Source organism: Paenibacillus mangrovi, assembly GCF_022898935.1.
GTDB classification, from domain to species: domain Bacteria; phylum Bacillota; class Bacilli; order Paenibacillales; family Paenibacillaceae; genus Paenibacillus_AQ; species Paenibacillus_AQ mangrovi.
In genome coordinates this window covers 517,484-542,268 of the sequence record NZ_JALIRP010000001.1, presented here as the reverse complement: position 1 = coordinate 542,268, position 24,785 = coordinate 517,484, and the positions used below count along the sequence as shown (strand labels likewise).

Sequence of the window (24,785 nt, the reverse complement as noted above, 5' to 3'; positions counted from 1 at the left end):
ACAAACATACAATGTGGTCAAAATCAATACTTGAAAAACATGAAAATAAGGAAGCACCTTTTTTCTACTGGAAAAGAAGTGCAGCATGCTGCTGCCAAACTTGATTCTGTGAGAAAGGGTGCTTTTTATCGTATGTACGGCAAAATGTACAGCGCATGTTTATACGGAATTGACGGCGTGTTGATTGAGGTCGAGGTCGATATTTCAAACGGCCTTCCCCAAACTTCGATTATCGGTCTTCCAGATTCGGCGATCCGGGAAGCGGTCGAACGCGTCCGGGCAGGGATTAAAAACTGTGGGTTTGCATTCCCTTTACAGCGGACTACCATTAATTTGGCACCAGCGGATCTGAGAAAAGAGGGCTCCGCCTTCGATCTGGCCATCGCCCTTGGTATTTTGTGCACTAGCGGACAGCTGATCCTGCCGCCAGAAGAAAAGCTGCTTCTAATCGGCGAAATGGCCCTGGATGGAAGCCTGCGCCCCGTTACTGGCGTTCTGTCAATGGTCGACCGCGCCAAGCGCGAGGGCTTTACGGCCGTCCTGCTGCCGAAGGAGAACGCGGCGGAAGCTGCCCTGATCGAGAATATGAATATTTATGCAATCGAACATTTGAAAGAGCTGTTTGCTCTCGGCCAGCATGAGGCAGGACTTGCTGCCAAGGAAAAAAACAGCCCCCTGAGCATATCATCCTTCGCCGGACTGCTGCGAACCCCTTCTTATGAAAAAGCACAAGAAGGCCTCCCAACTGAGGATTACGCTGATGTACTGGGGCAGCAGCATGTCAAGCGTGCATTAACGATCGCTGCGGCAGGCATGCATAATATCATGCTCATGGGACCTCCGGGAACCGGGAAAACCATGCTGATTAAGCGCCTCCCTACCATCCTCCCGCCTATGACGGAGCAGGAGGCTTTGGAGACCACTAAAATTTTCAGCGCCGCAGGCAAGCTGAAGGAGCCTGCAGCGGGACTGCTGCGAACCCGGCCTTTCCGGGCGCCCCATCATACAATATCTTCTGGAGGGCTGATCGGAGGCGGAACGATTCCCAAGCCGGGCGAGGTCAGCCTGGCCCACCGCGGCATCCTGTTTCTGGACGAGCTCCCGGAATTCAACCGTCAGGTGCTTGAAGTACTGAGGCAGCCGCTTGAGGACAAGGCCGTCACCATCAGTAGAGCAAGAGCCGTGCATACCTTCCCGGCCAGATTTATGCTGGCCGCATCCTTAAATCCTTGTCCGTGCGGATATCTCGGAAGCGATCATCCGGGACATCAGTGCACCTGCAGCCTATCGCGGATCGCACAGTACCGATCCAAAATCTCTGGTCCGCTGCTCGACCGGATCGATCTACAGGTTGACGTCCCGCGGCCGAAGGAATGGATGCGGGAGAAGTTCAGCCTATCCTCTGCAGATATGCGTGCCCAGGTGCTCGATGCTCATGAAAGACAATTACGACGTTATCATCATCTGCATCACATCGGCTGGAACAGCGAGCTGTCAGGCAGCGCGCTTCGTCGCTTCACCAAGCTGGACGCAGAAACCTCCCACATGCTCCATCAGACTATTGAGGCGCTAGGTCTCAGCATGCGCGCATATGACCGCATTTTGAAGCTTGCACGAACCATCGCCGATCTGGAGGGATGCGAAGAAATCAAATCCGTTCATGTTGCAGAGGCTATTCAGTACCGGAATCTCGACAGGCCTCAGGTTGAAACGTTCGCTTGAAAAGAAATCATCTTGAAAAAACCAGTTGGATCAACATGTTGATCCAACTGGTCATGGAATATGAACTCGTGTTCTCCGGCAATGCTCAGCTTCGGGCCATTTACTTAGTAGAGCGGCAGCGCTTCTTGTTTCAGACCTGAAAAAACATCGCCAGTTTGATCAAAGAAAGTATCGGGCAATTGATAATAAGCATCCCCCATAGACACGACTTTTAATTCGGGAATGATATACATAGCCATATGGGTCCCGTCCTTGAGATTGAACTTCAGCTGATACGATTTCCCAAGAGATTGGGCCTCTGCAATAGCTTCATATTCTTTGTTCGTTAATTCAGCCGTTTTTGCGCTGTACAGTCCCTCAATGATGGACTCCATAGAAGCATGATCTGTAACTTTCTTAAGCTCATCATTCCCCACATGATTAAGAATATCGATGTCCTTCGTATGCTCCTTCAGGTTAGACATATCCAGATATTCCTTTGCAGTTATCGCAGAGCCGTTTACCTTCCCCACGATTTCTGCCAGATAATAATTTTGCTCATATTTAACCGCAATGCGGAAATGGGATGGATAAGTCGGGATTTCATAAAGCATTCCATCTACGGCAAAAGTCGTGGCATAATCCTTTTCAACATAATTATCCTCATCGTTCTTCTCGTCGCTTTCTTGGTTGATATCAATGTCTAATGTTCCAAGCGATTTTACAGGCTCCACTCCTGTGAATTTAAACTGAGCGCCATCGCCTACGAATGCATAACGATATCCGTTGTAATTAAAAAATTTCCGAATTCCTGTGAGGCCGGAGACTGCTGCGATATTTGCAGGGAAGCAGGCTGCGGCTCATGGGGAATTTTATAAATGGAAAGCCCTATTACAAGTGCGATGCAGGCAGCGATCGAACCCCATCTGACATATGTGTTCACGTTGCGAAATTTTTATATTTTTTCGATGTAAGCAGGGCTGGAAGACAGTCTATATCATCATAAGCTTCGTCATCCGCTGTCAATAATATGATCTAGACATGATTGAAGAAGCAGAAAACGCCGTCCCCTTCATGGACTGAAGGTGAACGGCATCTGTATTTCAGGATCTTTTCGTTTTAAGCCTCAAAAGCAATTTACTTCTTCTTTAAATTTACATATTGAATCACCTTTAAAATTCCCAAATCTTTGCCGGGGCCATCAAGACTGTTGTGAAGGCTCCCGCTGTGAGGAATACAGCTTATGTATACTAAAAAGCACCTTCGATATGCTGAAGAGAAGCTATATTCATGTCTACATCCAGCTCGATTGCCATAACATCGAATCTGAGCTCCCTTTCTTCCAGCTGTTTATAATGAAGATAGGTAAGAGCCGTGTTTCTGACCTGACGAATTTTGCGGAAATCGACCGATTCCGCTGCAGTTCCAAAACGCGTACCGACACTCCGGCTGCGTACCTCAACGATAACCACCATTCGTCCCAGCTCGGCTACGATATCGAGCTCACCACTGCGGCAGCGCCAGTTCCTCTCTATAATGGTATACCCCCGGGAAGCCAGGTAGCGGCAGGCAGCTTGTTCCGCTGCCGCCCCCTTCTCACGGCGGTTATCCTTTTGCCTGTTCATCCGTGCTACCATTCGTTTTCCCTTTCTCGTGCCAACCGGTCTGCCCGGTAAACGTAGCTCAGTACCTCCGCTACAAGCTGGTACAGCTCAGGCGGAATCTGCTGATCCAGATCCAGTTTGGACAAGACTTCCACCAGTGCGGCGTCTTCCTGAACGGGCACTCCGTGTTCTTTGGCCTTATCAAGAATGGCCTCGGCTATTCTGCCCCGGCCTTTGGCGGCCACCACAGGCGCATCCGTTTCACCGGGTGCATATTTAAGGGCAACCGCCTTTTTCATTAAGAGTGTCGGCTCCTGAGGTTTATCACTCATACCTTGAAATCCACCCCTTTATAACTCTGGGGTACATAATCATTCACCGTAGCACCTGTATGAGGCTGCTTCGGATCCTCTGCTCTCACCGGCATCGGCTCTGCCTTCATCGACAGCAGCTGATAGCCAAGTGACTCCATCGCGCCGGATATTTCTTCACGATGGCTGGTCATCAGCTCTCCGGCCCAATCCGAATCGTTATGAACCTTCAAGCTGACGATCCGGTCAACGACCTGCACATCCACCAGCGTTTGCCCCAAATGTTTCATGTGTAGGTCAAACCATAATCGGCAGTTGGAAGCATCCAACTCGCCTTTTGGACCACGCCGGGATTGAATTTGTATGGATGCGGTTTCCTGTCCATCTGGCCCGTTGAGAGGCAGAAACAAAGTGACTTGGGCAAATGGCGCCGTCCGGTCAGTATTGAGCAGCAGCTGCTGACCCGTCAGATGGGAAATCAGCTGCTGCGCCGCTTCTTTCAACGCTTGCGGCGCCTCCTCATGGTTTACGAGCTGCAGCAGAATGCCTTTGAGCGTATCCTGAGGGCCGGTGCCCTGCAAGGCATGCTCCGTACGTATCCCGGCAATCTCTGCAGCCGGGATGGAGGAGGCTGCCGCTTGTACGCCGGCAGCCTGTAGCGTGCGGGCCTGCTGCCCATGCCCGGCCGCGCTTTCAGCGGCAGGCTGCTGCGGGCCCGCCCCACCCGCTGGCGAAGCCGCGGGCTGCCGCGCAGCGCCTGCGGCGGCGCTAGGCATGCCGCCGCCCGGGGCAGCGGGCTCCGCCTGGCCCGCTGCCTGCGTCGCTGCACCCTGGCCCATGGCCGGTGCAGCCTGAGAAGGCCGCGCGTTCCCCGCCGCGGCCTCAGGCGCTTGCGCGGGCGTGCTGGCCCCGCGCAGGCCCTGCTGCTCGTGCTCTGCACCGAGCAGCTTCAAGAGCCGCCCCACCCACGGCTCTGCGCCGGGGGTTTGGGGCGGCAAGGGCTCTGGCCCCGCTAGGCGGCCAGAGCTTGCCTGCACCGCCTGCTCTTGCGGCGGTGCGACACCTGCGGCCGGAGCGGAGCCGGCCGCCTCTGTGCCTCCCTGCTGCGCAGGAACAGCTGCGCCGGTCAGCGGCACGGTTCGAAGCTGCTGCAGTACCTGCTGCAGCTTCGCCATCAGCGGCTGCAGCCCATTATCGCTGGCTGCCCCCTCTAGTAAAGCACCTACACCGCTTCCTGCCTGAGAAGACGTTGCCGCTCCCTTAGCGGCGGCCTCCTGCGGCGGATTCACCTGTGTTTGAGTCTGTGTAGTATTTGAAGCAGTACCGTTCGCAGAAGCCTTGTTGGCTGCCCCTGCTTCACCCGTCCCTGCAGGTTTGGCCTGTCCAGCCACTGACTGCGCTGATTCCAGCTGTTCATCCAGTACAGCCAGCAGCTCATGCAGAAGCGGTCCGAAAACGGCCTGTTGCAGACCGCGTACGCTTTCCGCCGTGATTGGCAATCCGCGCTGCAAAGCGATCGCTGCAGACTCCACCCATTGTTCGGTCGGTACCGACGCCGGCTTTTGTTGCAAGAGCCGGCTGAATAGTTCCGCATTCTCTTTCGTAAGCGGCACTCCTCCGGACTTCATGGCCTGAATCATCGTCCGGTTTTCATCCGTATCTGCAAGCCCCAGAGCATCCAGCACATCCGCCATGGATTGGGATGGCAGCTCCGTATATGGCGACTCCGCGAGCGGTTTCAGGACCATCATCCCATTTGCTGCGGGCGGCTGTACCTGCAGCAGCGTTGCCTGCCCCGCCTGCATTGGTGACTCAAGGGCTGCCTTCACCTTAACTCCTTGAATCTGCACCACTGCCTCCTGACCGTCCTCCGAGACGCTGAGCACCACACCTCTAACCACCTGGCCGGTCTTCATTTCCAGCTGTTTCGCATCCCCCGCCTTGGTCTCACCCATCAAACCGCGGATCAACGATCCAATATTCACGTCTCTCTTCCTCCTTCAATCGTACGATTCCCTTTTTTCTTTTTATCGGCACCTGCCTTGCGACAGTGAATAAATGCCTTAGAAGAGGGTTTCCTGAACGACTTCCAGATTCTTCAGAAAGCTTCTGCGATGCATCGGAGTAGGCCCCAGTGCAAGAATCTGCTCCCGGTGCAATTTGGTTGCATAGCCTTTATGTATCGCAATGCCGTATTCGGGATACCTCGCTTCCCATTCCCCTTTGCAAAGCCTGTCCCGCGTTACCTTAGCAATGATGGAAGCAGCGGCAATGCTCTGGCTGGTCGCATCCCCCTTGATGATGGACAGCTGTGGAAGCTCGACGTCCACCTTCTCCGCATCAACAAGAAGATAATCAGCCGCTACCGGCAGTCCCTGAACCGCCTTTTTCATCGCCAGTCTTGCCGCCTGCTTGATATTAATCCGGTCGATCGTCTCGGCGCCCACATAGCCAACGGAAATGGCGACGGCCTGCTCCATAATCTGATCGTACAGCGCTTCGCGTTTCTTTTCGCTTAGCTTTTTGGAATCGTCCACGCCTTCCAGCACCAAGCCAACGGGAAGAATGACGGCGGCGGCGACCACATCCCCGAATAAGCATCCCCGCCCTACTTCATCGATGCCTGCAATATATTGATAAGATTGAGCCCAGCCTTCTTTTTCGTGCATTAGTAAATCTGTCATGTTGTTCCCCCTTGCTCTCCCCGGACCCCTTCTCTCCCAGTCCGTGTTTCCTGCTCAGAACATTATACTTGATCCGGGGCACTGCTGCATGGCTTTTCCAGTAGTTTCTGCTAATCAGCCCTGATGCGTGTTGTGTTTATTACTAACGGGAACGGCTTCGGTATTACGATTACCCCTCCTGAACCCGATTTGCCAGTGCTTTGCTTTTTCCCTGTCGGGATAGCACCTTCTTTCATCAGCGCGATCAACGCTTCCGGATCATTATCCACACCGCCTGCATTCACCCGGTAACCGTTCAGGCTTCCAGGTGTATTGATGCCGGGAAGCACCGTGAAAGAAACCGGTGTATCCAGCTCTTTGCATACCCGGAGCAAAGCCGGAGAGAAAACACCATAAGGAAAGGCGATAACGTTCATGGTGTTGCCCAGCTTATCACGGAGAATGGAATTAGCTTCTTCCAGGTCGCTGCGCACGCGCGCCAGGTATTCCTCATTCGTTTCTTTGCGGCCCAGACTCTGCAGATAAATCGGTCCCCTTAGAGTCGCCTTCGAGCGTTTACCTTCCGCATCGAGAGGAGCATAAAAATGAGAATCGTAGGAATGACTGTAAAAGTCCACACCATGCTGATGCATTGTCTGAATTTGTTCCCAGCTTAGCTTGGAAATGCCGCTATGTTTAGGATTATCGATCGTATTTACGATCAGGAAATTTGTGGCCGGCACATGATACCGGAGCAGAAGCGGATAAACTTCATCATAAAAGGATTCATAGCCGTCATCAAACGTCATCAGCACCGCATTTGGGGGTACTGGCTTGGCATGCAGAACGAAATCGACATACTGGTTCATCGTAATCCACTGAAATCCATTGTCTTTCATTAGTTCCAGCTGCTGCTCGAACTTGGCCTTTTTCAAACTTTTCTTATTTTCCTGAACCGGTGTAACCTCATGATACATCAGTGTGATGACTTTGTTACGATAGAAGATCCTGTCTGGATTTTCATTTTGAAAAGAAGTATCCTGAAGTGACGTGCTTTCTTTTTGCAGCACCAATCCTGAATTTGCGGAACCTTTTCCCGCTCCTCCCCCTGTTTTCCCATTTTTTGCGGCATTATGAGGAGGACTTTCATGACCTAACGGCTGAATAGGGAACCGCTTGTTCACATCGGTCGGCTGTTTGGAAGAATTTGCGCCGGGCGTCAATCCCTTGATTAATACCCCGCTTACCACTGCCGCCAACAAGATCCCTACCCCCGTTGTTATCAGCCATTTCCGCTTCAAGCTCTTCTCCCCTTTTCAATAAATTGAATCCAGTGGGCTGCGTAGAACGAACTCAGCTGAGACAAACTGTCTGAGCTTCGCAGCATGAATCATGAAGAGTTCGAAAAAGAGACTAACTTATTTACATTTAAGATTACCATATAATCATACAGCTAACATCCATTTTCTCCCATACTGACAACATATGCCAGCAGCAGCAAAAAAGCCGCCTTTCGGCGGCTTTCTTAAGACTATAGAATGTATAAATCTCAGCGAAGCTGCACCATTCTATAATCGTATTTAATGCAGTTTTGAATCTTGAATGCGGGTCTTCACTATAGTCGATTAATACGGGGACTCCATAGAGAAACGTCCCATTTTGCCAGCACGAAGCTCTCTCAGCAAAGTACGGGAGGCCTTTTCAAGATCAACCCTTCCCCCACTGACAAGACATCCCCGTTTGCGTCCCACCGCTTCCATGATCGCCACAATCTCGTCGCTTTCATCCGGATTATGCGGGGTGCTTTCTTCCAGCTCAAATCGCTCTCTGAATGCGCCCCAGTAATATCTGACCAAGTATTTCACCGCGAAAAAGGCGATATCCTCTGCATTCAGAATCTCTTCCTTAATCGCGCCCGTCACAGCCAGCTTGTAGCCCACATTCTGATCTTCGAATTTGGGCCATAGGATACCCGGTGTATCCAGGAGCTCGATCTCGCCGCCTACCTTAATCCACTGCTGCCCTTTGGTCACGCCCGGACGGTCGCCCGTTGCTGCGATACTTCGTCCGGCCAGTCGGTTGATCAGCGTGGACTTGCCGACATTCGGTATCCCTACAATCAGCGCGCGGATCGCTCTTGGATTCATGCCTTTGGCGATTTGCCGGTCAATTTTCTCTTTCAGCAAAAGCTTTAGCTGGCCCGGAATATCTTTCACTCCTGTGCCAGTCGAAGCGTCCACCGGGAAAGCCGTATGACCCTGCTCCTTGAAATATTCCTGCCACTGCTTCGTGACCGTAGGATCCGCAAGATCCGCTTTGTTCATAATGATCAGCCGCGGCTTGCCCTGCAATATTTCGTCAATCATCGGATTGCGGCTGGAAAGCGGAAGACGGGCATCGATCAGCTCGATAACCACGTCAATCAGCTTCAGCTTTTCCTGTATTTGGCGGCGCGCTCTTGTCATATGACCAGGAAACCATTGAATCGTCACCGTCATCACCTCATTTTTTGCCTACAACCAGCCGCTTTCATCGGTGGATTGTTTAATGATTTATCATTTCTATATCCTTGACAGGCCAGAATATCAAATCTGCGCGCCCTACGATGTCGCTAAGCGGCACATATCCGATCATCCGGCTGTCTGTACTGTCGGAGCGGTTATCCCCCATGACAAATACATGGCCTTCCGGCACTTTATCATCAGGGAATGCGATGTTCGGAAAATCCTTGTCATTATACAGTTGGCCATTTTTATGACTCTGTTCAATCGCGTCCTTTATGTAGGGTTCATCGATTGGCTTGCCGTTCACCGTTACCGTGTCGCCTTCCACCTTGACCGTATCGCCCGCAACAGCGATGACCCGCTTAATGAAATCCTTCCCTTCGGAAGGAACATGGAACACGATGACTTCTCCACGTTGTGGAGGCCGGATGTCATACACAATTTCATTGACGATAAGCCGCTCTCCCGTATGGAAATTAGGCTGCATCGAAGGTCCGTCCACGATAAACGGTTTAAAGAGAAGCCAGCGAATGAGAGCCACCAGAATCAGAGCAATCATAATCGCTTTAAGCCATTCCACAACTTCACTTTTCGCTTTTTTGGGTGGTTTTTGATCCTGCTCTATTAGCTCCATCCCATCATTCTGAATATCCTGCTCCATACTTCACCGTCCTCTCCTCGCATCATTTGCATGAGATTACACGACATTTTCATATTTTACCGAAAAGAAAGGCTCCTATACGGAGCCGTAACATTTTTTATCCTAAAACGAAAAGGGCTTGAAATCAAGCCCTTCAACGTTGTCCGTTTATTAACGGCGAATTTCTTTAATTCTAGCTGCTTTACCGCGAAGTTCACGAAGATAATAAAGCTTCGCACGACGTACTTTACCACGGCGAGCCACTTCGATTTTCTCGATCTTTGGCGAGTTGATTGGGAAAGTTCTTTCCACACCAACACCGTAAGAAATTTTACGAACTGTAAAAGTCTCACTGATTCCGCCACCGCGACGTTTAATTACAACACCTTCGAACAACTGGATACGCTCGCGAGATCCCTCGATAACCTTAACGTGCACTTTCAAAGTGTCGCCAGGACGAAAACTTGGGATATCTTTACGAAGCTGTTCTTGAGTGATCGCTTGTAGGATATTCATCTAGGACTCCCTCCTTCCGTACAGGTGTTCTTGCCTCTTCCGGAGAAACCCATTGTTCTCCCTCATCATCCGCAGCGGACCACCGTATTCCACACAACAGCGTTAATTGTAGCACATCTGCTTTATGATTTGCAACTAGAAACTGAACAAGCTTCATCAACCCAACGTCAAAATTTTTTTAATGACTTTCCGGAAAACCTATTGCAATTTATCCAAATATAAATAAAATAAATTTATCATTAAAATTATTTTAACGTTAATAAATATTGAATGGAGTTGTCTCTGATGAGTGAAACGGTTCTGGTTCAAACCCAGCCGCGGCAGGGTATCCGTGCATTAAGCGCACATAAGTCTTATCTAATCATGATGGCGGCCAAAATCATATCCCGCTTTGGAGATTCCGTTGATTCGATCGCTTACAGCTGGATGGTGTATGTTCTGACGGGATCGGAAGTGCTGATGGGCACGCTGTTCGCGCTTAATTTCATTCCTGGCATTGCCTTCAGTCTGTTTACCGGCGTTTTGGTGGACCGATGGTCCAAGAAAAAAATCATCATTCTCGCCAATTCAGGCCGCGGCATTATCGTGATGTTAACAGCACTGCTCTATTTTACAGGATACCTGCAGCCTTGGCATTTATTCATATTCACATTTATTAATTCATCGTTTGAATGTTTTTCCACACCTGCAGAGATGTCTCTAGTCCCTCGTCTCCTGCCGAAAGAGCTGCTGTTGACAGGAAACTCCATTACTTCCTCCGTTGCCCGGACCGCAGAGCTTGGCGGACTCGCTGCAGCAGGCGGACTGATCGCGCTTGTCGGCGTCTCCGGTTCAATGATTATAGACGCGGCTACATTTATCATCGCTGCCATCTTGTTTCTGTTTATGCGCCTGAACCACGAGGATAAACCAGCCGTTTCCGAATCCAGGACATCCGAGACTGATGCAAAAGCTGAGAAAGCCACCTACTGGAAGGAATTTCTCTCTGGCCTGCAGTTCGTGAAAAAAGAGCGGCTCATCCTGCTCACCATGTTTGCTGCGGCGTTCGTCAATCTGTGCCTTGCCCCATATAACGTCCTTGAACCTGTATATGTCAAAGAGATTCTTCATTCCGGTCCGTTCGGGCTCAGCTTGCTTGGAATCAGTCTAACGGTCGGCATGATTATCAGCGGTATTTGGATCAGCCAAAAGGGGGCACGTTATAAAAAAAGTTCTTTGATTGTGTTCGGCTTACTGCTGCTCGGGGTCACCTACAGCCTGTTGTACGTTCCGTCCTTGTTTTCCCTGTATCCGCTTTATACGGCAACCGTGTTCTGCTTCGGAATGGGATTTGCCATTTCTTTTGTCAACACCCCGGTATCAACCTACATGATGGAGGTAACGCCACGCGATATGCTCGGCCGCATCGGAGCTTTGTCCAGTATGGTCAGCACCTGTACCATCCCTCTTGGCGGCGTGATCGCCGGCTTTGCAGGCACTTGGATGAGCACGAATATGGTGTTCTTGGTCTTCGGACTATTAATGATAATTCCTGGGCTTGTACTCTTGTCGCAAAAAAGCTTTATGAGTGTATAATTGGGGTTTGAATGAAACATAATTTTGTGCTTTATCCCTTAGGGCTTTATAATAGACTTATTAGTGTAAATGCAAGAAATGATGAGGTGCGTTTGTATTGGAGACGAAGGAACTAAGCACGATCGAAGAAATACGGATATATTCGGATCCCTACCGGATGAAAATATTAAGCCACTTTCAGCGGATGGACCACCCGGCGACCATTAAAGAGATCGCGGATAAAATGGGAGAGGTCCCAGCAAAGGTTTATTACCATGCAAAGAAGCTGGAAAGCATCGGCCTTATCTATTTAGTTAGTACTAAGGAAATCAACGGCATTAACGCCAAATATTACGAGTCATTTAAAGGTGCAGTCCGGATTAAGCGCGACGATGGCGCAGACGAGGCTGCAAAGAAAATATTCATTTCGGAAACGCAAAAGCTTCTTTCCGATCTGTATGATGAGAACAAAAGGAAATTTCTAACCGCTCAAAACAATGATAAACCGTACGGCAACCTGTCGAATTCGGAGGTTTATCTGACTGAAGAGGAAGCCAAGGAGTTCTTCGAATGGATCAATCATTTTGTGGATGAGCACCACGCGCGTAAAAATTCCGAGCAATGTAAATACGATATTTTTACGACGATTGCCAAAACGATTGAAAATTAAACTGGCCCACCTAAAAAAGAATCCCTTCAATAGGGATTCTTTTTTAGGTTTATTTGGCATCTTCAGCACCAACTGCAGCATACTGCATTCGCCTTGTCTGCAGGGCCTCTCACTTATTTTAATGTCTTCTTGGCGAGGTCATAGCCTTTCCATACAGTAAAGCCCAATTTCGCGTAGAAATCGACCAGCTCCGTCCAATCAATGACCAGATTCTTGATGCCGCGGTTCGTCAGCTCCGCCACACCATCTTTGACGATAGCAAGGCCGTAACCTTTGCCCCGGAAACGGTCGTCCACGCCAAGCGGTCCGATGCCGCCGAGAGGGCTGTCAAAGAGTGGCGCCCAATAGGTGTTCTGAGCGATCAGAGGAGACTCACCATCATTTACCCGGCAAAATCCGATCATCTCTTCTCCAAGGAACAATCCGACGAACTCCCGACCTTTGCCTCCGCGCTCCCAGTAGCATAGGGCTTCATAATACCAACGTCCGGGGAAGCAGCGCTTGAAGAAACGCAGCATCTCTTCCTTGTCCTTTTCCTCTAGCAGCCGGGAAAAGGCGCCTTCGACGTACTCCTGGCGAATGGTTTCCCCACCTGCGGCTTGGCTCACGAGATCGAAAACCTCGTAGAGCGTCTCATAGCCCCTGCGTTCCAGCCACGCTTTTGCCTCAGGGAAGGCCTTCGGGATCCCCGGGATGTAATGCCAAGGATCTCTTCCGATGTAAGCCAGCTCCGCGCCTGAGTCCTTCAGAGCCTGTTCGGCCTGCTCCAGCAAACGGCTGCCGAGTCCCTTCCCTCTTGCATCACTCCGTACCAGAATGGCTTGAATCCAGCCGCCGCCATCGCCAAGACGTATTTCCCGCTGCTGCTCCTGCCATTTTTTCGCGATCACGAATCCTACAAGCTCTCCCTGCTCATTGACAGCCAGTTTGGAGCCATCCAAGTAAACGTTCTCATCTTGAAACGTATTTTGCCGCATTAGCTGCTCACGCATTGGGAATTGATCGCCGAGCTCCTGGTTCCACAGTTCACACATCGGTGCCAGCCATTCTTCATTTAATGGAATAATGTTCACGATAAGTCCTCCCCGAAAGTTAGAATAAATATTTCAAAAATTATAATCATATATAAAATTTTATTTCATATCTTGAATTATATTTTATCTCTTCGTTTTCTTCAACCGTTTGCAGAAATAAACCAAGAAGAACACCTTACCATATTCACGCATCTCTCATGCATTCCCAGCTGACTCCTTTAAGATTTTCCTTAAAAAAATAAGAAAAGCGTCTATCGACGTACTTTCTCAGAAGACAGACCGCTATTAGAGGTCGTTTTTCTTGCGATATAAGGATGTATGTTCTTAGAAGCTTATACTTTCTTATATCTTAAAAAAACTGCAGGCCAGCAAAGGTTTACTTTACTAACCAGCAGTTTTGGTTCAAGAAATATTATACTCTTTTCAGGAAATCAACGATCGTCAGCAGACCTTGATCAAAGTTCTCCAGGTTGAAATGTTCATTTGGAGCGTGAAGGTTCTCATCCGGAAGACCAAAGCCCATGCAGACCACAGGAGCTTCCAGAACGCGCGAGAACGTCTCCACGATTGGAATCGATCCACCGTCACGGGTAAACACCGGACGTGTGCCATAGACATGCTCGTAGGCTTCAGCAGCCTTTTGCAGAATCGGTGTAGATGGATCAATCGTAAACGGATTGCCTTTTTCCATCTGTACGACGGTTACTCTGGCACCGGTTGGCACATGGCTGTTGATATGTTTTTCGATTTTATCGAGAATATCCTGTGGATCTTGATGTCCGACCAGACGACAGGTAATTTTCGCATGCGCTTCTTTTGGAATCACCGTTTTGCTGCCTTCGCCCTGGAAGCCGCCATACACGCCGTTAAGCTCTAGCGTAGGACGGGCTCCAGTTCTTTCCGCAAACGTGAAGCCTTCCTCGCCGAACAGCTCATCCAGTCCCAGATCTGCCTTCAGCTTGTTTTCGTCAATGGACTGCTTTTTGAATTCTTCGTGGTCTTCCGGGGTCAGCTCAATCACGCCTTTGTAAAAACCTTCAACGCTTACGCGTCCGTTCTCATCATGGAGGGAATTCAGCAGGCTGACCATGGCATGCAGAGCGTTCGGAACGCCGCCTCCATAGGATCCAGAGTGCAAGTCTGTGTTGGCAGTATGCAGTGCAACTTCCAGCGAACAGAGACCGCGGAGTCCGACGCAGATGGCTGGTCTGCCTTTTTCAAGCAGCGAGGTATCCGAAATGAGCACTACATCCGCTTTTAGCAGATCCTGATTGGCATCCATAAATCCTGGGAGATTCGGACTTGAAACTTCCTCTTCACCTTCTATGCAGAATTTGATGTTAACTGGCAGCTGCTTTTCCTGCGAAAGGATGGCTTCTACCGCTTTAATATGTAGGAACAGCTGGCCCTTGTCATCTGTTGCGCCTCTGGCAAACAATTTACCGTCGCGGATATCCGGCTCAAAAGGAGGCGTTTGCCATAAATTCAACGGATCCACAGGCTGTACGTCGTAGTGGCCGTAAACCAGTACTGTCGGCTTGCCCTCGGCATGCATATAGTCGGCATATACAATCGGATGCCCTTTAGTTTCATGAATCTTGACATTCTCAAGTCCTGCCTGTGTCATCTTGCCCGCAAGCCACTCGGCAGCCTTCTTCACATCAGGTTTATGCTCGGAAAGAGCGGAAATGCTCGGGATGGATAACCATTCCTTCAGTTCATTCAAATGCTTGTCTCTATTTTCCTGAAAATAAGCTTTGTAATCCATGGGTATCCTCCTTGATTAGTAATCATCATATGTAACAGCAGGTATCGGCTTAACAGCCGTTATCCTGCTGCTTCAAACGCTTAATAACCTTGCAGTCCTGATCGGTAAGCTCCACCTTATCGAGCAGATCAGGGCGCCGCTCCAGCGTGCGCTTCAGGGCCTGCTCGCGCCGCCAAAGCTCAATATTGGCATGATGGCCGCTCAGCAGAATATCCGGCACCTTCCATCCCCGGAATTCAGCCGGACGGGTATAATGTGGATACTCGAGCAGCCCCGTACTGAAGGAATCCGTTACAGCCGAGGTTTCATTCCCCAGCACACCCGGCAGCAGCCGTACGACCGAATCAATCACAACCATAGCCGGCAGCTCTCCGCCTGTGAGCACATAATCGCCGATCGACAGCTCGTCCGTGACCAAGTGCTCGCGGATCCGTTCATCATACCCCTCATAATGTCCGCAGATAAAAATAAGATGATCCGCAGAGGACAGCTCCTCCGCTTTCTGTTGGGTAAAGGTCTCCCCTTGCGGGCACATCAAAATAACTCTGGGCGCTGCCGAAGAACGGGACAGCAAATCCTCAACAGCGGCAAAGATCGGATCCGGTTTCAGCACCATGCCGCCCCCGCCGCCATAAGGAGTATCATCTACCGTGCCGTGCTTGTTGCCCGAATAGTCCCGGAAATTCACGGCATTCAGGCTTACGATCCCTTTTTCCTGCGCCTTTCCGAGAATGCTCGAGCGGAACACCCCATCCATCATTTCCGGAAAAAGAGTTAGCACATCGACCTTCATCATGCTACAGCAGTCCTTCCATCAGATGAACGAGGACTTTCTTGTCCGTTACGTTGACGTCAAGCACAATATCATCGATGTAAGGGATCAATATGCTTTTTCCGGCCGGCGACTTTACAACCCACACATCATTCGCGCCTGGAGTAAGAATTTCGGTAATGACGCCAAGATCCTGACCTTCATCAGTCACAACGTGACAGCCGACGATTTGGTGGAAATAGAACTCGTCTTCCGGCAGTTCCACCAAGTCTTCCTGCGTGACCTTCAGCATACTCCCCTTAAACTTCTCCACGTCATTAATATTATCGTATCCTTCCAGCTTCACAATGTACATGTTCTTGTGAAATCTGGAGGATTGAACGGTTATAGGCAGCGGTGCTTTGCCGTCTTCGGGTACAATCAGCAGTTCGCTACCTTTGGCAAACCGGATTTCAGGAAAATCCGTGTGGGGCAGTACTTTGATTTCCCCTTTGAGTCCGTGTGTATTTACAATTTTGCCTACATTCATGAGTTGTTGCGGCATGGTTTCCTCCTGCTTCGATGCTTGATCCGGCCCACCCGGGCCTAAAAAATTAAACGTCCCGCCCCTTGATCGGCGTTATCCGTTTCATGCAAATATATAAAACCGCGGATAAGCTTATATCCTTACCTTAATATATCACAAAAAAGGGCTAGGAAATGCATCCCAACCCCCTTCGTCGTATACCTTTTAAGATATAATATCCACGGTTACACGTTTATCCATTTTGACTGCTGCAGAAGTGACGACCGTGCGAAGCGCTTTGGCGATCCGGCCCTGCTTGCCGATAACCTTGCCCACATCATCCGGATGCACGGTCAGCTCATAGACAATCAGGTGATCCTTCTCCAGCTTCTTCACGGCCACATCTTCGGGATGATCCACCAAAGCCTTAGCAATAACACCAACTAATTCTTCCATAGATAACCCTCACAATCAGTCATTATTTCTGTTGCTTAGACTCATGGAACTTCTTCATTACGCCCGCTTTGCTCAGCAAGTTGCGAACAGTGTCGGAAGCTTGTGCACCATTTTGGAGCCATGCAAGAGCTTTATCTTCATCGATTTTAACTTCAGCCGGTTGTTGAACCGGGTTGTAGTAACCGATTTCTTCGATAAAACGGCCGTCACGCGGGGAACGGGAATCCGATACCACGATACGGTAGAAAGGAGCTTTATGAGCACCCATGCGTTTCAGACGAATACGTACTGCCACGAAATTCACCTCCTTCAATAAAATAAGAAAAACGTTAATCGAAGTACTTTCAAAGATGATAGACCGCGATTAGAGGTAGTTTTTCTTGCGATATAAGGAAGTGGACTCTTTGAAGTCTATACTTTCTTATATCTAAAGAATTATTTATAATTTGCGTTTAACGGAACGGGAATTTCATTCCGCCTTTGCCGGCTAATCCTTTAAGCTGTTTCAGCGCTTTGCCTTTCGGACCTTTCGGTCCCATCATATCCGAGAACTGCTTCATCATTCGGCGCATCTCATCGAACTGCTTGATGAGACGGTTGACTTCGGCCAGCGAAGTCCCGCTGCCTGTTGCAATCCGCTTGCGACGGTTATGGTTGATCATGTCCGGGTTCTGCTTTTCGGCTTTAGTCATCGATTGAACAATGGCTTCTATGCGGCCCATTTGCTTCTCATCGACCTTCAGATCCTTCGCCTGCTTCAGCTTGCCCATGCCGGGAATCATATCCATGATCTGGTCGATCGGTCCCAGCTTCTTGACCTGTTCCATCTGCTCCAGGAAATCGTCGAATGTAAATTCGGCATTGCGCATTTTGCGCTCCATTTCCTTGGCTTTTTCAGTATCAATATTGGACTGCGCCTTTTCGATCAAAGACAGCATGTCGCCCATACCGAGAATCCGGGAAGCCATCCGTTCCGGATGGAAAGGCTCAAGCGCATCGATCTTCTCGCCCAGTGCGGCGAACTTGATAGGACATCCGGTTACGGCTTTGACGGACAAGGCCGCACCGCCGCGTGTATCGCCATCGAGCTTCGTCAGCACAACCCCTGAAAGCTCAAGCTGCTTGTTGAAGGTATCCGCTACATTGACGGCATCCTGACCTGTCATCGCATCGACCACGAGCAGCACTTCATCCGGCTTGATCTCGCCGTGGATTTGCCGCAGCTCTTCCATCAGCTGTTCATCGACATGAAGGCGACCGGCCGTATCGACGATCAGGTAGTCATTTCCATTATCCTTCGCATGCTGCAAACCCTGCTTGGCAATCTCAACCGGGCTTGTCTTGTCACCCAATGAGAAGACAGGCACGTTGATCTGTTCGCCGAGCACCTGCAGCTGCTTGATGGCTGCCGGACGGTAAATATCGGCTGCAACGAGCAGCGGACGGTGATTTTGCTTTTGCAGCATTTTCGCCAGCTTGCCGGATGTCGTCGTCTTACCTGCACCCTGCAGACCGACCATCATAATGACGGTAGGCGGCTTGTTTGCTTTTGCCAGCTTCGCTTGGCTTCCACCCATGAGCTCCGTGAGCTCCTTGTTGACGATGTCAATGATCACCATGCCAGGCGTGAAGCTCTCCATCACTTCCGTGCCGATGGCCTTCTCCTTCACCTTGGCAACGAAATCCTTGACGACTTTAAAGTTGACGTCGGCTTCCAGGAGGGCAAGACGCACCTCGCGCATCGCCTCATTTACATCGTCTTCGGATACCTTACCCTTGCCGCGCAGCTTGCTGAACACATTCTGCAGCCTGCTGGTCAATCCTTCAAATGCCATGGACCGCCACCTCCTTCATTTGCTTTATTCCGATGCTTCAAGCTCATCCATTATATCGTTTATTGCAGATTTCTTATCCTGCTCCATTGCGCTGGCATTCACCAACTCACGCAGCTTTTCGAGCTTCCGTGCACGCTCTTCATGCTTTTTTAACAGTCCAAGCTTTTCCTCATACTGCTCAAGCACCTGCTCTGCGCGTTTAACATGTTCATATACCGCCTGCCGGCTAATCTCAAACTCGGCCGCGATCTCCCCAAGGGAAAAATCATCATGAAAGTAATATTTAAGGAACGTCTGCTGCTTCTCTGTCAGCAGTAGTTCATAGAAGTCAAATAACAAATTGATTCGGTTCGTTTTCTCGAGCCTATTCTCCTGACTCATTCAGGGGCACTCCCTTCGTCAAGGAAAAACACTTTACACTTCATTTAACGTTCATTATCATACAAAAAACAAAGAAAGATGTCAAGCATTTATCCTTGTCATCTCTCCATTGATTTTTCAAGTCAATTCCTACGACGTTTCAACCACTACCGAAGCAAGCATTTATGACCATGGCAGCAAGTAAAACAATACGGCGAAAAAGTGGGCAATGCTACCTGCCAGGACGAATAAATGCCAGATTGCATGATGATAAGGGAATCCGCGCCACACGTAAAAAATGGTGCCCAGTGTGTACATCAGCCCCCCTACTACTAGCAAAACGATCCCGCCCGGAGCGATCGCAGCCGTAAGAGGTCCCCAGGCTATAACAACCATCCAACCCATCAGGAGATAAAAGATCGTGGACATAAACAAAAAACGTTTCGTGAAAAAGGCTTTGAATATACATCCGAGAATGGCAATCCCCCATACCGTCCCGAACAAGGACCAGCCGAGTGGACCGCGAATGGCTACCAGCATGAACGGAGTATAGGTCCCTGCGATAAACAAATAGATAGAGGAATGGTCAAAAATTTCAAACAGATCCTTAACCTTACCCTCTTTAAAACTATGAACTAGCGTGGAATTCAAATACAGAATCAGCATCGTTGTTCCATAAACGGAAAAGCTAACGATATGCCATGCTGTCCCTTTCATCGTTGAAAAGACGATTAGCAGCACAAGCGCAGCTACACTGAGCAGTGCTCCGATACCGTGCGTAATCGCGTTGGCCACTTCTTCTCTCCGGCTGTAGGTATGAGTATTTGCCATGAGTAATCCTCTCATTGTTTCTTTTCTTATCATTATACTCTTTCATCTCCTTCCTTTTCCACTCTCGTAAATCCGGCTGCACAGAGCTGTCTAGTAGAAGGTCAAGGTCGGGATTCTTTTTACAGGCTGGTCATATAATCGAGCAAAACGGCAGCTATAGTCAAGCTAATCGAGCAGCAGAACATATATTGTACATTGACTCACAAGAGAGGAGGTATGTAAGTGCCGGAACTAATTCTGCTAAAGTTTATGAAAATCTAACGGCAGGTGTGCCTGTATTAGCGACTGCTCTGCCGGAATGGATTCGCTCAAGGATTAGGTCGACCGAAAAAAAAGACTCTGCACCGGCAGAGCGGCGTGTTCTTCAAGAGAAACAACCGATCAAGGGCAGAGTCTTTTTATTTTATTCACAAAAAGCTATTCGAATCATGACCGGGGTATTACTCCTCCGAATCATTCTTGTTCCCGGATTCAGTGTCCTCATTCTCTTGGATCAATCCGGCAAAAAGAGCATGCACAAACTGCTGTGAATCAAATGGCTGCAGGTCTTCCATCTTCTCGCCGAGACCCACAAATTTCACTGGTAGATTAAGCTCCTGCCGGATCGCTACCACGATACCGCCTTTGGCCGTACCGTCCAGCTTCGTGAGCACGAGTCCGGTAACTCCGCTCTTTTCACCAAAGAGCTTCGCCTGGTTCAGCGCATTTTGGCCTGTGGTCGCATCCAGCACCATCAGCACTTCATGCGGCGCGCCTGGAATTTCCCGCTGGATGACGCGGAAAATTTTGTTCAGCTCTTCCATAAGGTTCGACTTGTTCTGGAGACGTCCAGCTGTATCACAGATCAGCACATCCGCTTGACGCTGCTTGGCGGCCTGAACGGCATCAAACATAACTGCTGCAGGGTCCGACCCAGCATGCTGCTTGATCACCTCAACTCCTGCACGTTCACCCCAAACCTCCAGCTGTTCAATGGCACCGGCACGGAACGTATCGCCTGCGGCGAGAATAACCTTTTTGCCTTCCTGCTTAAAACGGTGAGCCATCTTGCCGATGGTTGTCGTTTTACCGACACCGTTGACGCCGACGAACAGAATGACCGTAATGCCGTCTGGGTTCATGTGAATCGCATTGTCATCATCTCCACGCAGCAGTTCCATCAGCTTTTGCGAGAGGATAGGTTGCAGCTCAGACGCATCCTCGATCCGCTGTTTTTTCACCTCGGCGCGCAGATCGTCAATCAGATCCATCACCGTGTTGACACCCACGTCAGCACCGATCAATATCTCTTCGAGCTCCTCGTAAAACTCCTCGTCGATTTTTTTGCGGCGCACCATCAGGTCCGCTACTTTCTCGACAAATCCTTTGCGGGTTTTCTCCAGTCCGTCACGGAATTTGCTCGTTACCGATTCCGTTTTGCTGGAAATACTCTCTTTCAGCTTTTTAAAAAAGCTCATATGTCTCCTCCATCTCTAATCGCCTAGGCTATTTCAGCTTCATCATTTTCCAAACGGACGGATACCAGCTTGGATACCCCGCCCTCTTCCATTGTTACCCCATACAGCACATCCGCTTCCTCCATCGTACCTTTGCGGTGTGTGACGACGATAAACTGCGTTTGTTCTGAAAACTCGCGTAAATATTGGGCAAACCGTACCACATTGGCTTCATCCAGCGCCGCTTCAACCTCATCAAGCACGCAGAATGGCACCGGCTTGACCTGAAGAATGGCAAACAGCAAAGCCATCGCTGTCAGGGCACGTTCGCCGCCGGAGAGGAGCTGTAGGTTCTGCAGCTTTTTGCCCGGAGGCTGAGCTACAATATCGATACCCGTTTCAAGCAGATGCTCCGGATCCAGCAGTACCAGATCGGCGCGTCCGCCGCCAAACAGCTTGACGAACACGGTGCCGAATTCATGGCGGATGGCGTCAAAGGTATGTTTGAACCGCTTCGACATCTCATCGTCCATTTCACGGATCACTTCGTACAACGTTGTTTTCGCTTCAACGAGATCCTCTTTTTGCTCGCTCAGGAACTGGTAGCGCTCATTGACCCGCTGATATTCCTCAATGGCTCCAAGGTTCACGTCACCCAGTGCCGTAATGCTGCGCTTCAGCTCTTTAACCTCAGCTTGTATGGCGGGAACGTCATCTGGAATCGGATATCTCATCTTGGCCAGCTCATAGCTAAGCTCATAATCCTCGCTCAGCTTTTTGAGTATATTTTCAAGCTCCACATCAAGCCGGTTTACACCAATCTCCGTCTGACGTAGCTGATCTTCCACAGCCTTCAGGCGGGTCCGCTGCTCTTTCGTTTCACTTTCATCCTGTTCCAGCTTCTTCGATAATTGCATCCGGGCTGCCCGTTTGAAATCCAGTTGCTCAGAAGCTTGTTCCTTCTTCAGCTTGTATCGGTTGAGATCCTCGATCTGCTGGATGGATTCCTTCGCATTGATCTCCAGATCCGCTTCAATGGAGGCAAGCAATGTCTTCGACTGCCGTAGCTCCTTATCCTGGGAATTGAAATCACTTTGCATCCGTCGCAGCTGCTCTTCCAGAGAGAAACATTCCTGATCGAGCTTGCCCTCGCGAACTTTCAGCTGGGTCAGCTGAGTTTGGAGCTCCTCCTTGGCAGACTCGCTTGCCTTACGGGCAAACTCGGCCGCTTGTATCGCCTGATGCGTCGATTTCTCTTCCTCTTCCAGCTGCGCGAGTCTTTTCACGGCCTCATCACGCGTCTTCTGAAGATCCTGGCTTTCTTCGTTAAAGCCCTTTTTCTCCTGACCGGCCATTTCGGCCTGCTCCAGCACATGGCGAAGCTCATGCTCCAGCTGCTTCAAATCGCTTGAGAGAGACTGCTCTTCAATGCGCTTTTCATCGCCGGATTGGCGCAGCTCGTCCAGTTTATCTTGTGTCTGGGACAGCTGCCCTTTTACATCCTGGATGCTCTGAACCAGCTTTTGCAGCTGAATTTCCGTATCCTTGATTTCCTCGTCCAGCTGGTCAAGTTGGCGTTTACGGCCGAGCAGGTTGTTGTTTTTCTTGTGCTGGCTGCCGCCTGTCATTGAACCGCCTGCGTTCACGACATCGCCTTCCAGCGTGACGACCCGGTACCGGTACTGGCAGCGGGCGGCGATTTTGTTCGCTACCTCCAGGCTTTCGGCCAGTATAACGTTCCCGAGAAGGCTCCCAATAATCGGAGCATACTGATCATCATAGTGCACCAGATCTGCCGCAATGCCGACAAAGCCGTCAACGCCTTCAACCATGGAACGATCACCGGAAGAAATATTCCGGGCGCGGATGACATCCAGCGGAAGGAAGGTGGCTCTACCGAGCTGACGCTGCTTCAAGAAAGCAATCGCCTGACGGGAAACCGCCTCATTGTCCATAACCACATGCTGAAGCGATGCTCCAAGAGCTGTCTCGACAGCGAGTTCCAGCCGTTCAGGCACGCGGACCAGATCCGCGACTGCACCATGCACGCCGCTTAAGACCGACTTGCGTGCGGCCTTCAGCACTTCCTTAACACCCAGCATAAAGCCGTCGAAGTCATCGGCCATTTCTTTCATCGTATCGCGCCTCGAAATTTGCGCCTCGCGCTTCTGCTCCCACTTGCGGAGCATCGCCTGGCTTTCGTCTAGCAGACGCTGCAGAGACTGATAACGCTCGCTTTCGGTTATGTAACCGCCGCGAAGATCACGGATCTCCTGACCGAGCTTCTCAATCGCGCTATCGAGCTGCTGTTTGCGCACCATCAGCTCTTCCTTTTTGCCTTCCCATTTGCCGGTTTCCTCATCCGCCCGACTCATTCGGCGGGCCAGCGCTTCCTGCTGCTGATCCGTATAACGGATTTCATTTCTAGCCTGTGCCATTTGGTTCATGAGCTCTAGAAGGTTGCCTTTTAGGCTTTCCTCCTGCTGCTGGCTGATGCCTCCGGTTAACCCTGTAAGCTTCGCTTCTTCCACCGACAGCTGGTCACGTAGCTGCTTCAGCTCCTCCTGAGAAGCCTCCAGCTTCGTTTTCAGGAGCTCGATCTCCGCTTTCCTGTCTTCGAATCGTTCATCGCCTGCACTGAGCGTTCCCATAAGCTGCTCGCGGTTAGCTTCCAGATTTCGTTTACGCTCACGGAGCACCTCTGCGTAACCTTCACTTTTCTCGTACGCTTCGCTATACTGCAGAAGCTCGCCCTGTAAGGTCTCGACTTCTGTTTCCAGCTTGCGAAGAGCGGCCCGATCGCTTTCCAGCTTGGCATCATGCGCCGACACCACCGTTGAAAGCTGAAGCTGCTCTTCCTGCAATACCTTCAGCTTCGCGTTCGCCTCGCTCCAGGCCGCATGGATTTGCTCAATTTGATAGACATAAAGCGATATTTCTTTGTTCTTCAGCTGCTCACGTAGCTGTTTGTAGTGAATTGCCTTTTCCGACTGTTCCTTGAGGGGGCCAATCTGATCCTCCAGCTCAGTAACCAGGTCGTGGATGCGTAGAAGATTCTGCTCGGTTTCATCCAGTTTGCGGACCGCATCCTTTTTCCGAGATTTATATTTAACGATTCCAGACGCTTCTTCAAAAATTCCCCTGCGGTCCTCCGACCGCGTGCTCAAAATTTCTTCAATCCGGCCTTGTCCGATAATGGAGTAGGCTTCTTTGCCAATGCCGGTGTCCATAAACAGCTCCGTAATGTCTTTAAGCCTGCAGGACTGTCTGTTAATAAAATATTCGCTGTCTCCGCTGCGGTGCACCCGGCGCGTAACCGTGACCTCATTAAAATCCAGAGACAGGGCATGGTCTTCATTATCCAGCGTCAGCGAAACTTCACCGAAATTGACGGCTTTACGCGCATCACTTCCCGCAAAAATAATGTCTTCCATCTTACCTCCGCGCAGCGATTTGGCGCTTTGTTCTCCCAAAACCCAGCGGATGCCGTCGGAAATGTTGCTTTTGCCGCTGCCGTTCGGACCTACGACCGCTGTAATGCCGCGGACAAACTCCATTTCAGTTTTGTCGGCAAACGATTTAAAACCCGCTAATTCAATCCGCTTCAAAAACATATTTCCCAAAT

At 50.2% G+C, this 24,785-nt stretch carries 23 protein-coding genes; 3 read left to right on the top strand and 20 right to left on the bottom strand.

Translation table 11 applies throughout. The features are described 5' to 3' along the window. The first annotated feature begins 132 nt into the window (after positions 1–132). Positions 133–1,722: a YifB family Mg chelatase-like AAA ATPase gene (locus MUG84_RS02390; protein ID WP_244719123.1), complete on the top strand. Its 1,590-nt coding sequence runs from the start codon at positions 133–135 to the stop codon at positions 1,720–1,722. 104 nt (positions 1,723–1,826) lie between these two features. Here MUG84_RS02390 and MUG84_RS02385 read toward each other — a convergent pair whose 3' ends face one another. From MUG84_RS02385 to rplS, 9 genes are all read right to left on the bottom strand, one after another. After that, positions 1,827–2,435 carry a hypothetical protein gene (locus tag MUG84_RS02385; protein ID WP_244719120.1) on the bottom strand — a complete coding sequence of 203 codons (609 nt, stop codon included), beginning with the start codon at positions 2,433–2,435 and terminating at the stop codon, positions 1,827–1,829. Positions 2,436–2,951: 516 nt separating this feature from the next. Further along, positions 2,952–3,338, bottom strand: coding sequence for a YraN family protein (locus MUG84_RS02380; RefSeq protein WP_244719117.1), 387 nt, complete (start codon positions 3,336–3,338; stop codon positions 2,952–2,954). Then, positions 3,332–3,637, bottom strand: a complete 306-nt coding sequence (locus MUG84_RS02375) for an EscU/YscU/HrcU family type III secretion system export apparatus switch protein (RefSeq protein WP_244719114.1) — start codon at positions 3,635–3,637, stop codon at positions 3,332–3,334. Before MUG84_RS02375 ends, MUG84_RS02380 begins: the two co-directional genes overlap by 7 nt. Beyond that, a complete protein-coding gene (locus MUG84_RS02370; protein WP_244719111.1) occupies positions 3,634–5,601 on the bottom strand; it encodes a hypothetical protein in 1,968 nt (655 codons plus the stop codon). Before MUG84_RS02370 ends, MUG84_RS02375 begins: the two co-directional genes overlap by 4 nt. 78 nt (positions 5,602–5,679) lie before the next feature. Continuing rightward, on the bottom strand, positions 5,680–6,300 hold the full coding sequence (locus tag MUG84_RS02365) for a ribonuclease HII (RefSeq protein WP_244719107.1): 621 nt from the start codon (positions 6,298–6,300) through the stop codon (positions 5,680–5,682). A 110-nt stretch (positions 6,301–6,410) separates the two neighbouring features. Continuing rightward, complete coding sequence (locus tag MUG84_RS02360) at positions 6,411–7,580, bottom strand: polysaccharide deacetylase family protein (RefSeq protein WP_244719104.1); 1,170 nt, start codon at positions 7,578–7,580, stop codon at positions 6,411–6,413. Between the two features lie 324 nt (positions 7,581–7,904). Further along, positions 7,905–8,771, bottom strand: coding sequence for a ribosome biogenesis GTPase YlqF (gene ylqF, locus MUG84_RS02355; RefSeq protein ID WP_244719101.1), 867 nt, complete (start codon positions 8,769–8,771; stop codon positions 7,905–7,907). A 52-nt stretch (positions 8,772–8,823) separates the two neighbouring features. Next, positions 8,824–9,444 carry a signal peptidase I gene (gene lepB, locus MUG84_RS02350; RefSeq protein ID WP_244719098.1) on the bottom strand — a complete coding sequence of 207 codons (621 nt, stop codon included), beginning with the start codon at positions 9,442–9,444 and terminating at the stop codon, positions 8,824–8,826. A 150-nt stretch (positions 9,445–9,594) separates the two neighbouring features. Continuing rightward, positions 9,595–9,939, bottom strand: a complete 345-nt coding sequence (gene rplS / locus MUG84_RS02345; protein ID WP_127599436.1) for a 50S ribosomal protein L19 — start codon at positions 9,937–9,939, stop codon at positions 9,595–9,597. Between the two features lie 285 nt (positions 9,940–10,224). Here rplS and MUG84_RS02340 point away from each other — a divergent pair, with 285 nt between their 5' ends. Together MUG84_RS02340 and MUG84_RS02335 are read left to right on the top strand one after the other, a co-directional pair. After that, positions 10,225–11,514 (top strand): MFS transporter, encoded by a 1,290-nt coding sequence (locus MUG84_RS02340; protein ID WP_244719095.1) that lies wholly within the window; start codon positions 10,225–10,227, stop codon positions 11,512–11,514. A 97-nt stretch (positions 11,515–11,611) separates the two neighbouring features. Then, positions 11,612–12,163, top strand: a complete 552-nt coding sequence (locus tag MUG84_RS02335) for a winged helix-turn-helix domain-containing protein (protein WP_244719092.1) — start codon at positions 11,612–11,614, stop codon at positions 12,161–12,163. 113 nt (positions 12,164–12,276) lie between these two features. On the opposite strand, the gene MUG84_RS02330 is transcribed toward MUG84_RS02335, so the two are convergent. From MUG84_RS02330 to smc, 11 genes are all read right to left on the bottom strand, one after another. Then, the gene (locus MUG84_RS02330) at positions 12,277–13,236 is read right to left on the bottom strand and encodes a GNAT family N-acetyltransferase (protein ID WP_244719086.1); all 960 of its coding nucleotides are present in this window, start codon (positions 13,234–13,236) and stop codon (positions 12,277–12,279) included. 373 nt (positions 13,237–13,609) lie between these two features. Continuing rightward, positions 13,610–14,965: a dipeptidase gene (locus tag MUG84_RS02325; RefSeq protein WP_244719082.1), complete on the bottom strand. Its 1,356-nt coding sequence runs from the start codon at positions 14,963–14,965 to the stop codon at positions 13,610–13,612. A gap of 49 nt (positions 14,966–15,014) precedes the next feature. Next, positions 15,015–15,758, bottom strand: a complete 744-nt coding sequence (gene trmD / locus MUG84_RS02320) for a tRNA (guanosine(37)-N1)-methyltransferase TrmD (RefSeq protein WP_244720891.1) — start codon at positions 15,756–15,758, stop codon at positions 15,015–15,017. Between the two features lie 4 nt (positions 15,759–15,762). Next, positions 15,763–16,281 carry a ribosome maturation factor RimM gene (rimM, locus tag MUG84_RS02315; RefSeq protein WP_244719079.1) on the bottom strand — a complete coding sequence of 173 codons (519 nt, stop codon included), beginning with the start codon at positions 16,279–16,281 and terminating at the stop codon, positions 15,763–15,765. Positions 16,282–16,467: 186 nt separating this feature from the next. Next, on the bottom strand, positions 16,468–16,698 hold the full coding sequence (locus MUG84_RS02310; protein WP_244719076.1) for a KH domain-containing protein: 231 nt from the start codon (positions 16,696–16,698) through the stop codon (positions 16,468–16,470). Positions 16,699–16,720: 22 nt separating this feature from the next. Beyond that, a complete protein-coding gene (gene rpsP, locus MUG84_RS02305; protein WP_127599456.1) occupies positions 16,721–16,993 on the bottom strand; it encodes a 30S ribosomal protein S16 in 273 nt (90 codons plus the stop codon). Between the two features lie 157 nt (positions 16,994–17,150). Beyond that, on the bottom strand, positions 17,151–18,533 hold the full coding sequence (ffh, locus tag MUG84_RS02300; protein WP_244719073.1) for a signal recognition particle protein: 1,383 nt from the start codon (positions 18,531–18,533) through the stop codon (positions 17,151–17,153). A 24-nt stretch (positions 18,534–18,557) separates the two neighbouring features. Continuing rightward, complete coding sequence (locus tag MUG84_RS02295) at positions 18,558–18,914, bottom strand: putative DNA-binding protein (RefSeq protein WP_244719070.1); 357 nt, start codon at positions 18,912–18,914, stop codon at positions 18,558–18,560. Between the two features lie 162 nt (positions 18,915–19,076). Continuing rightward, the gene (gene trhA, locus MUG84_RS02290) at positions 19,077–19,724 is read right to left on the bottom strand and encodes a PAQR family membrane homeostasis protein TrhA (protein WP_244719066.1); all 648 of its coding nucleotides are present in this window, start codon (positions 19,722–19,724) and stop codon (positions 19,077–19,079) included. Between the two features lie 440 nt (positions 19,725–20,164). Continuing rightward, positions 20,165–21,181 carry a signal recognition particle-docking protein FtsY gene (gene ftsY, locus MUG84_RS02285; RefSeq protein WP_244719063.1) on the bottom strand — a complete coding sequence of 339 codons (1,017 nt, stop codon included), beginning with the start codon at positions 21,179–21,181 and terminating at the stop codon, positions 20,165–20,167. A 23-nt stretch (positions 21,182–21,204) separates the two neighbouring features. Then, positions 21,205–24,774, bottom strand: coding sequence for a chromosome segregation protein SMC (gene smc / locus MUG84_RS02280; protein WP_244719059.1), 3,570 nt, complete (start codon positions 24,772–24,774; stop codon positions 21,205–21,207). Positions 24,775–24,785 lie beyond the last annotated feature (11 nt).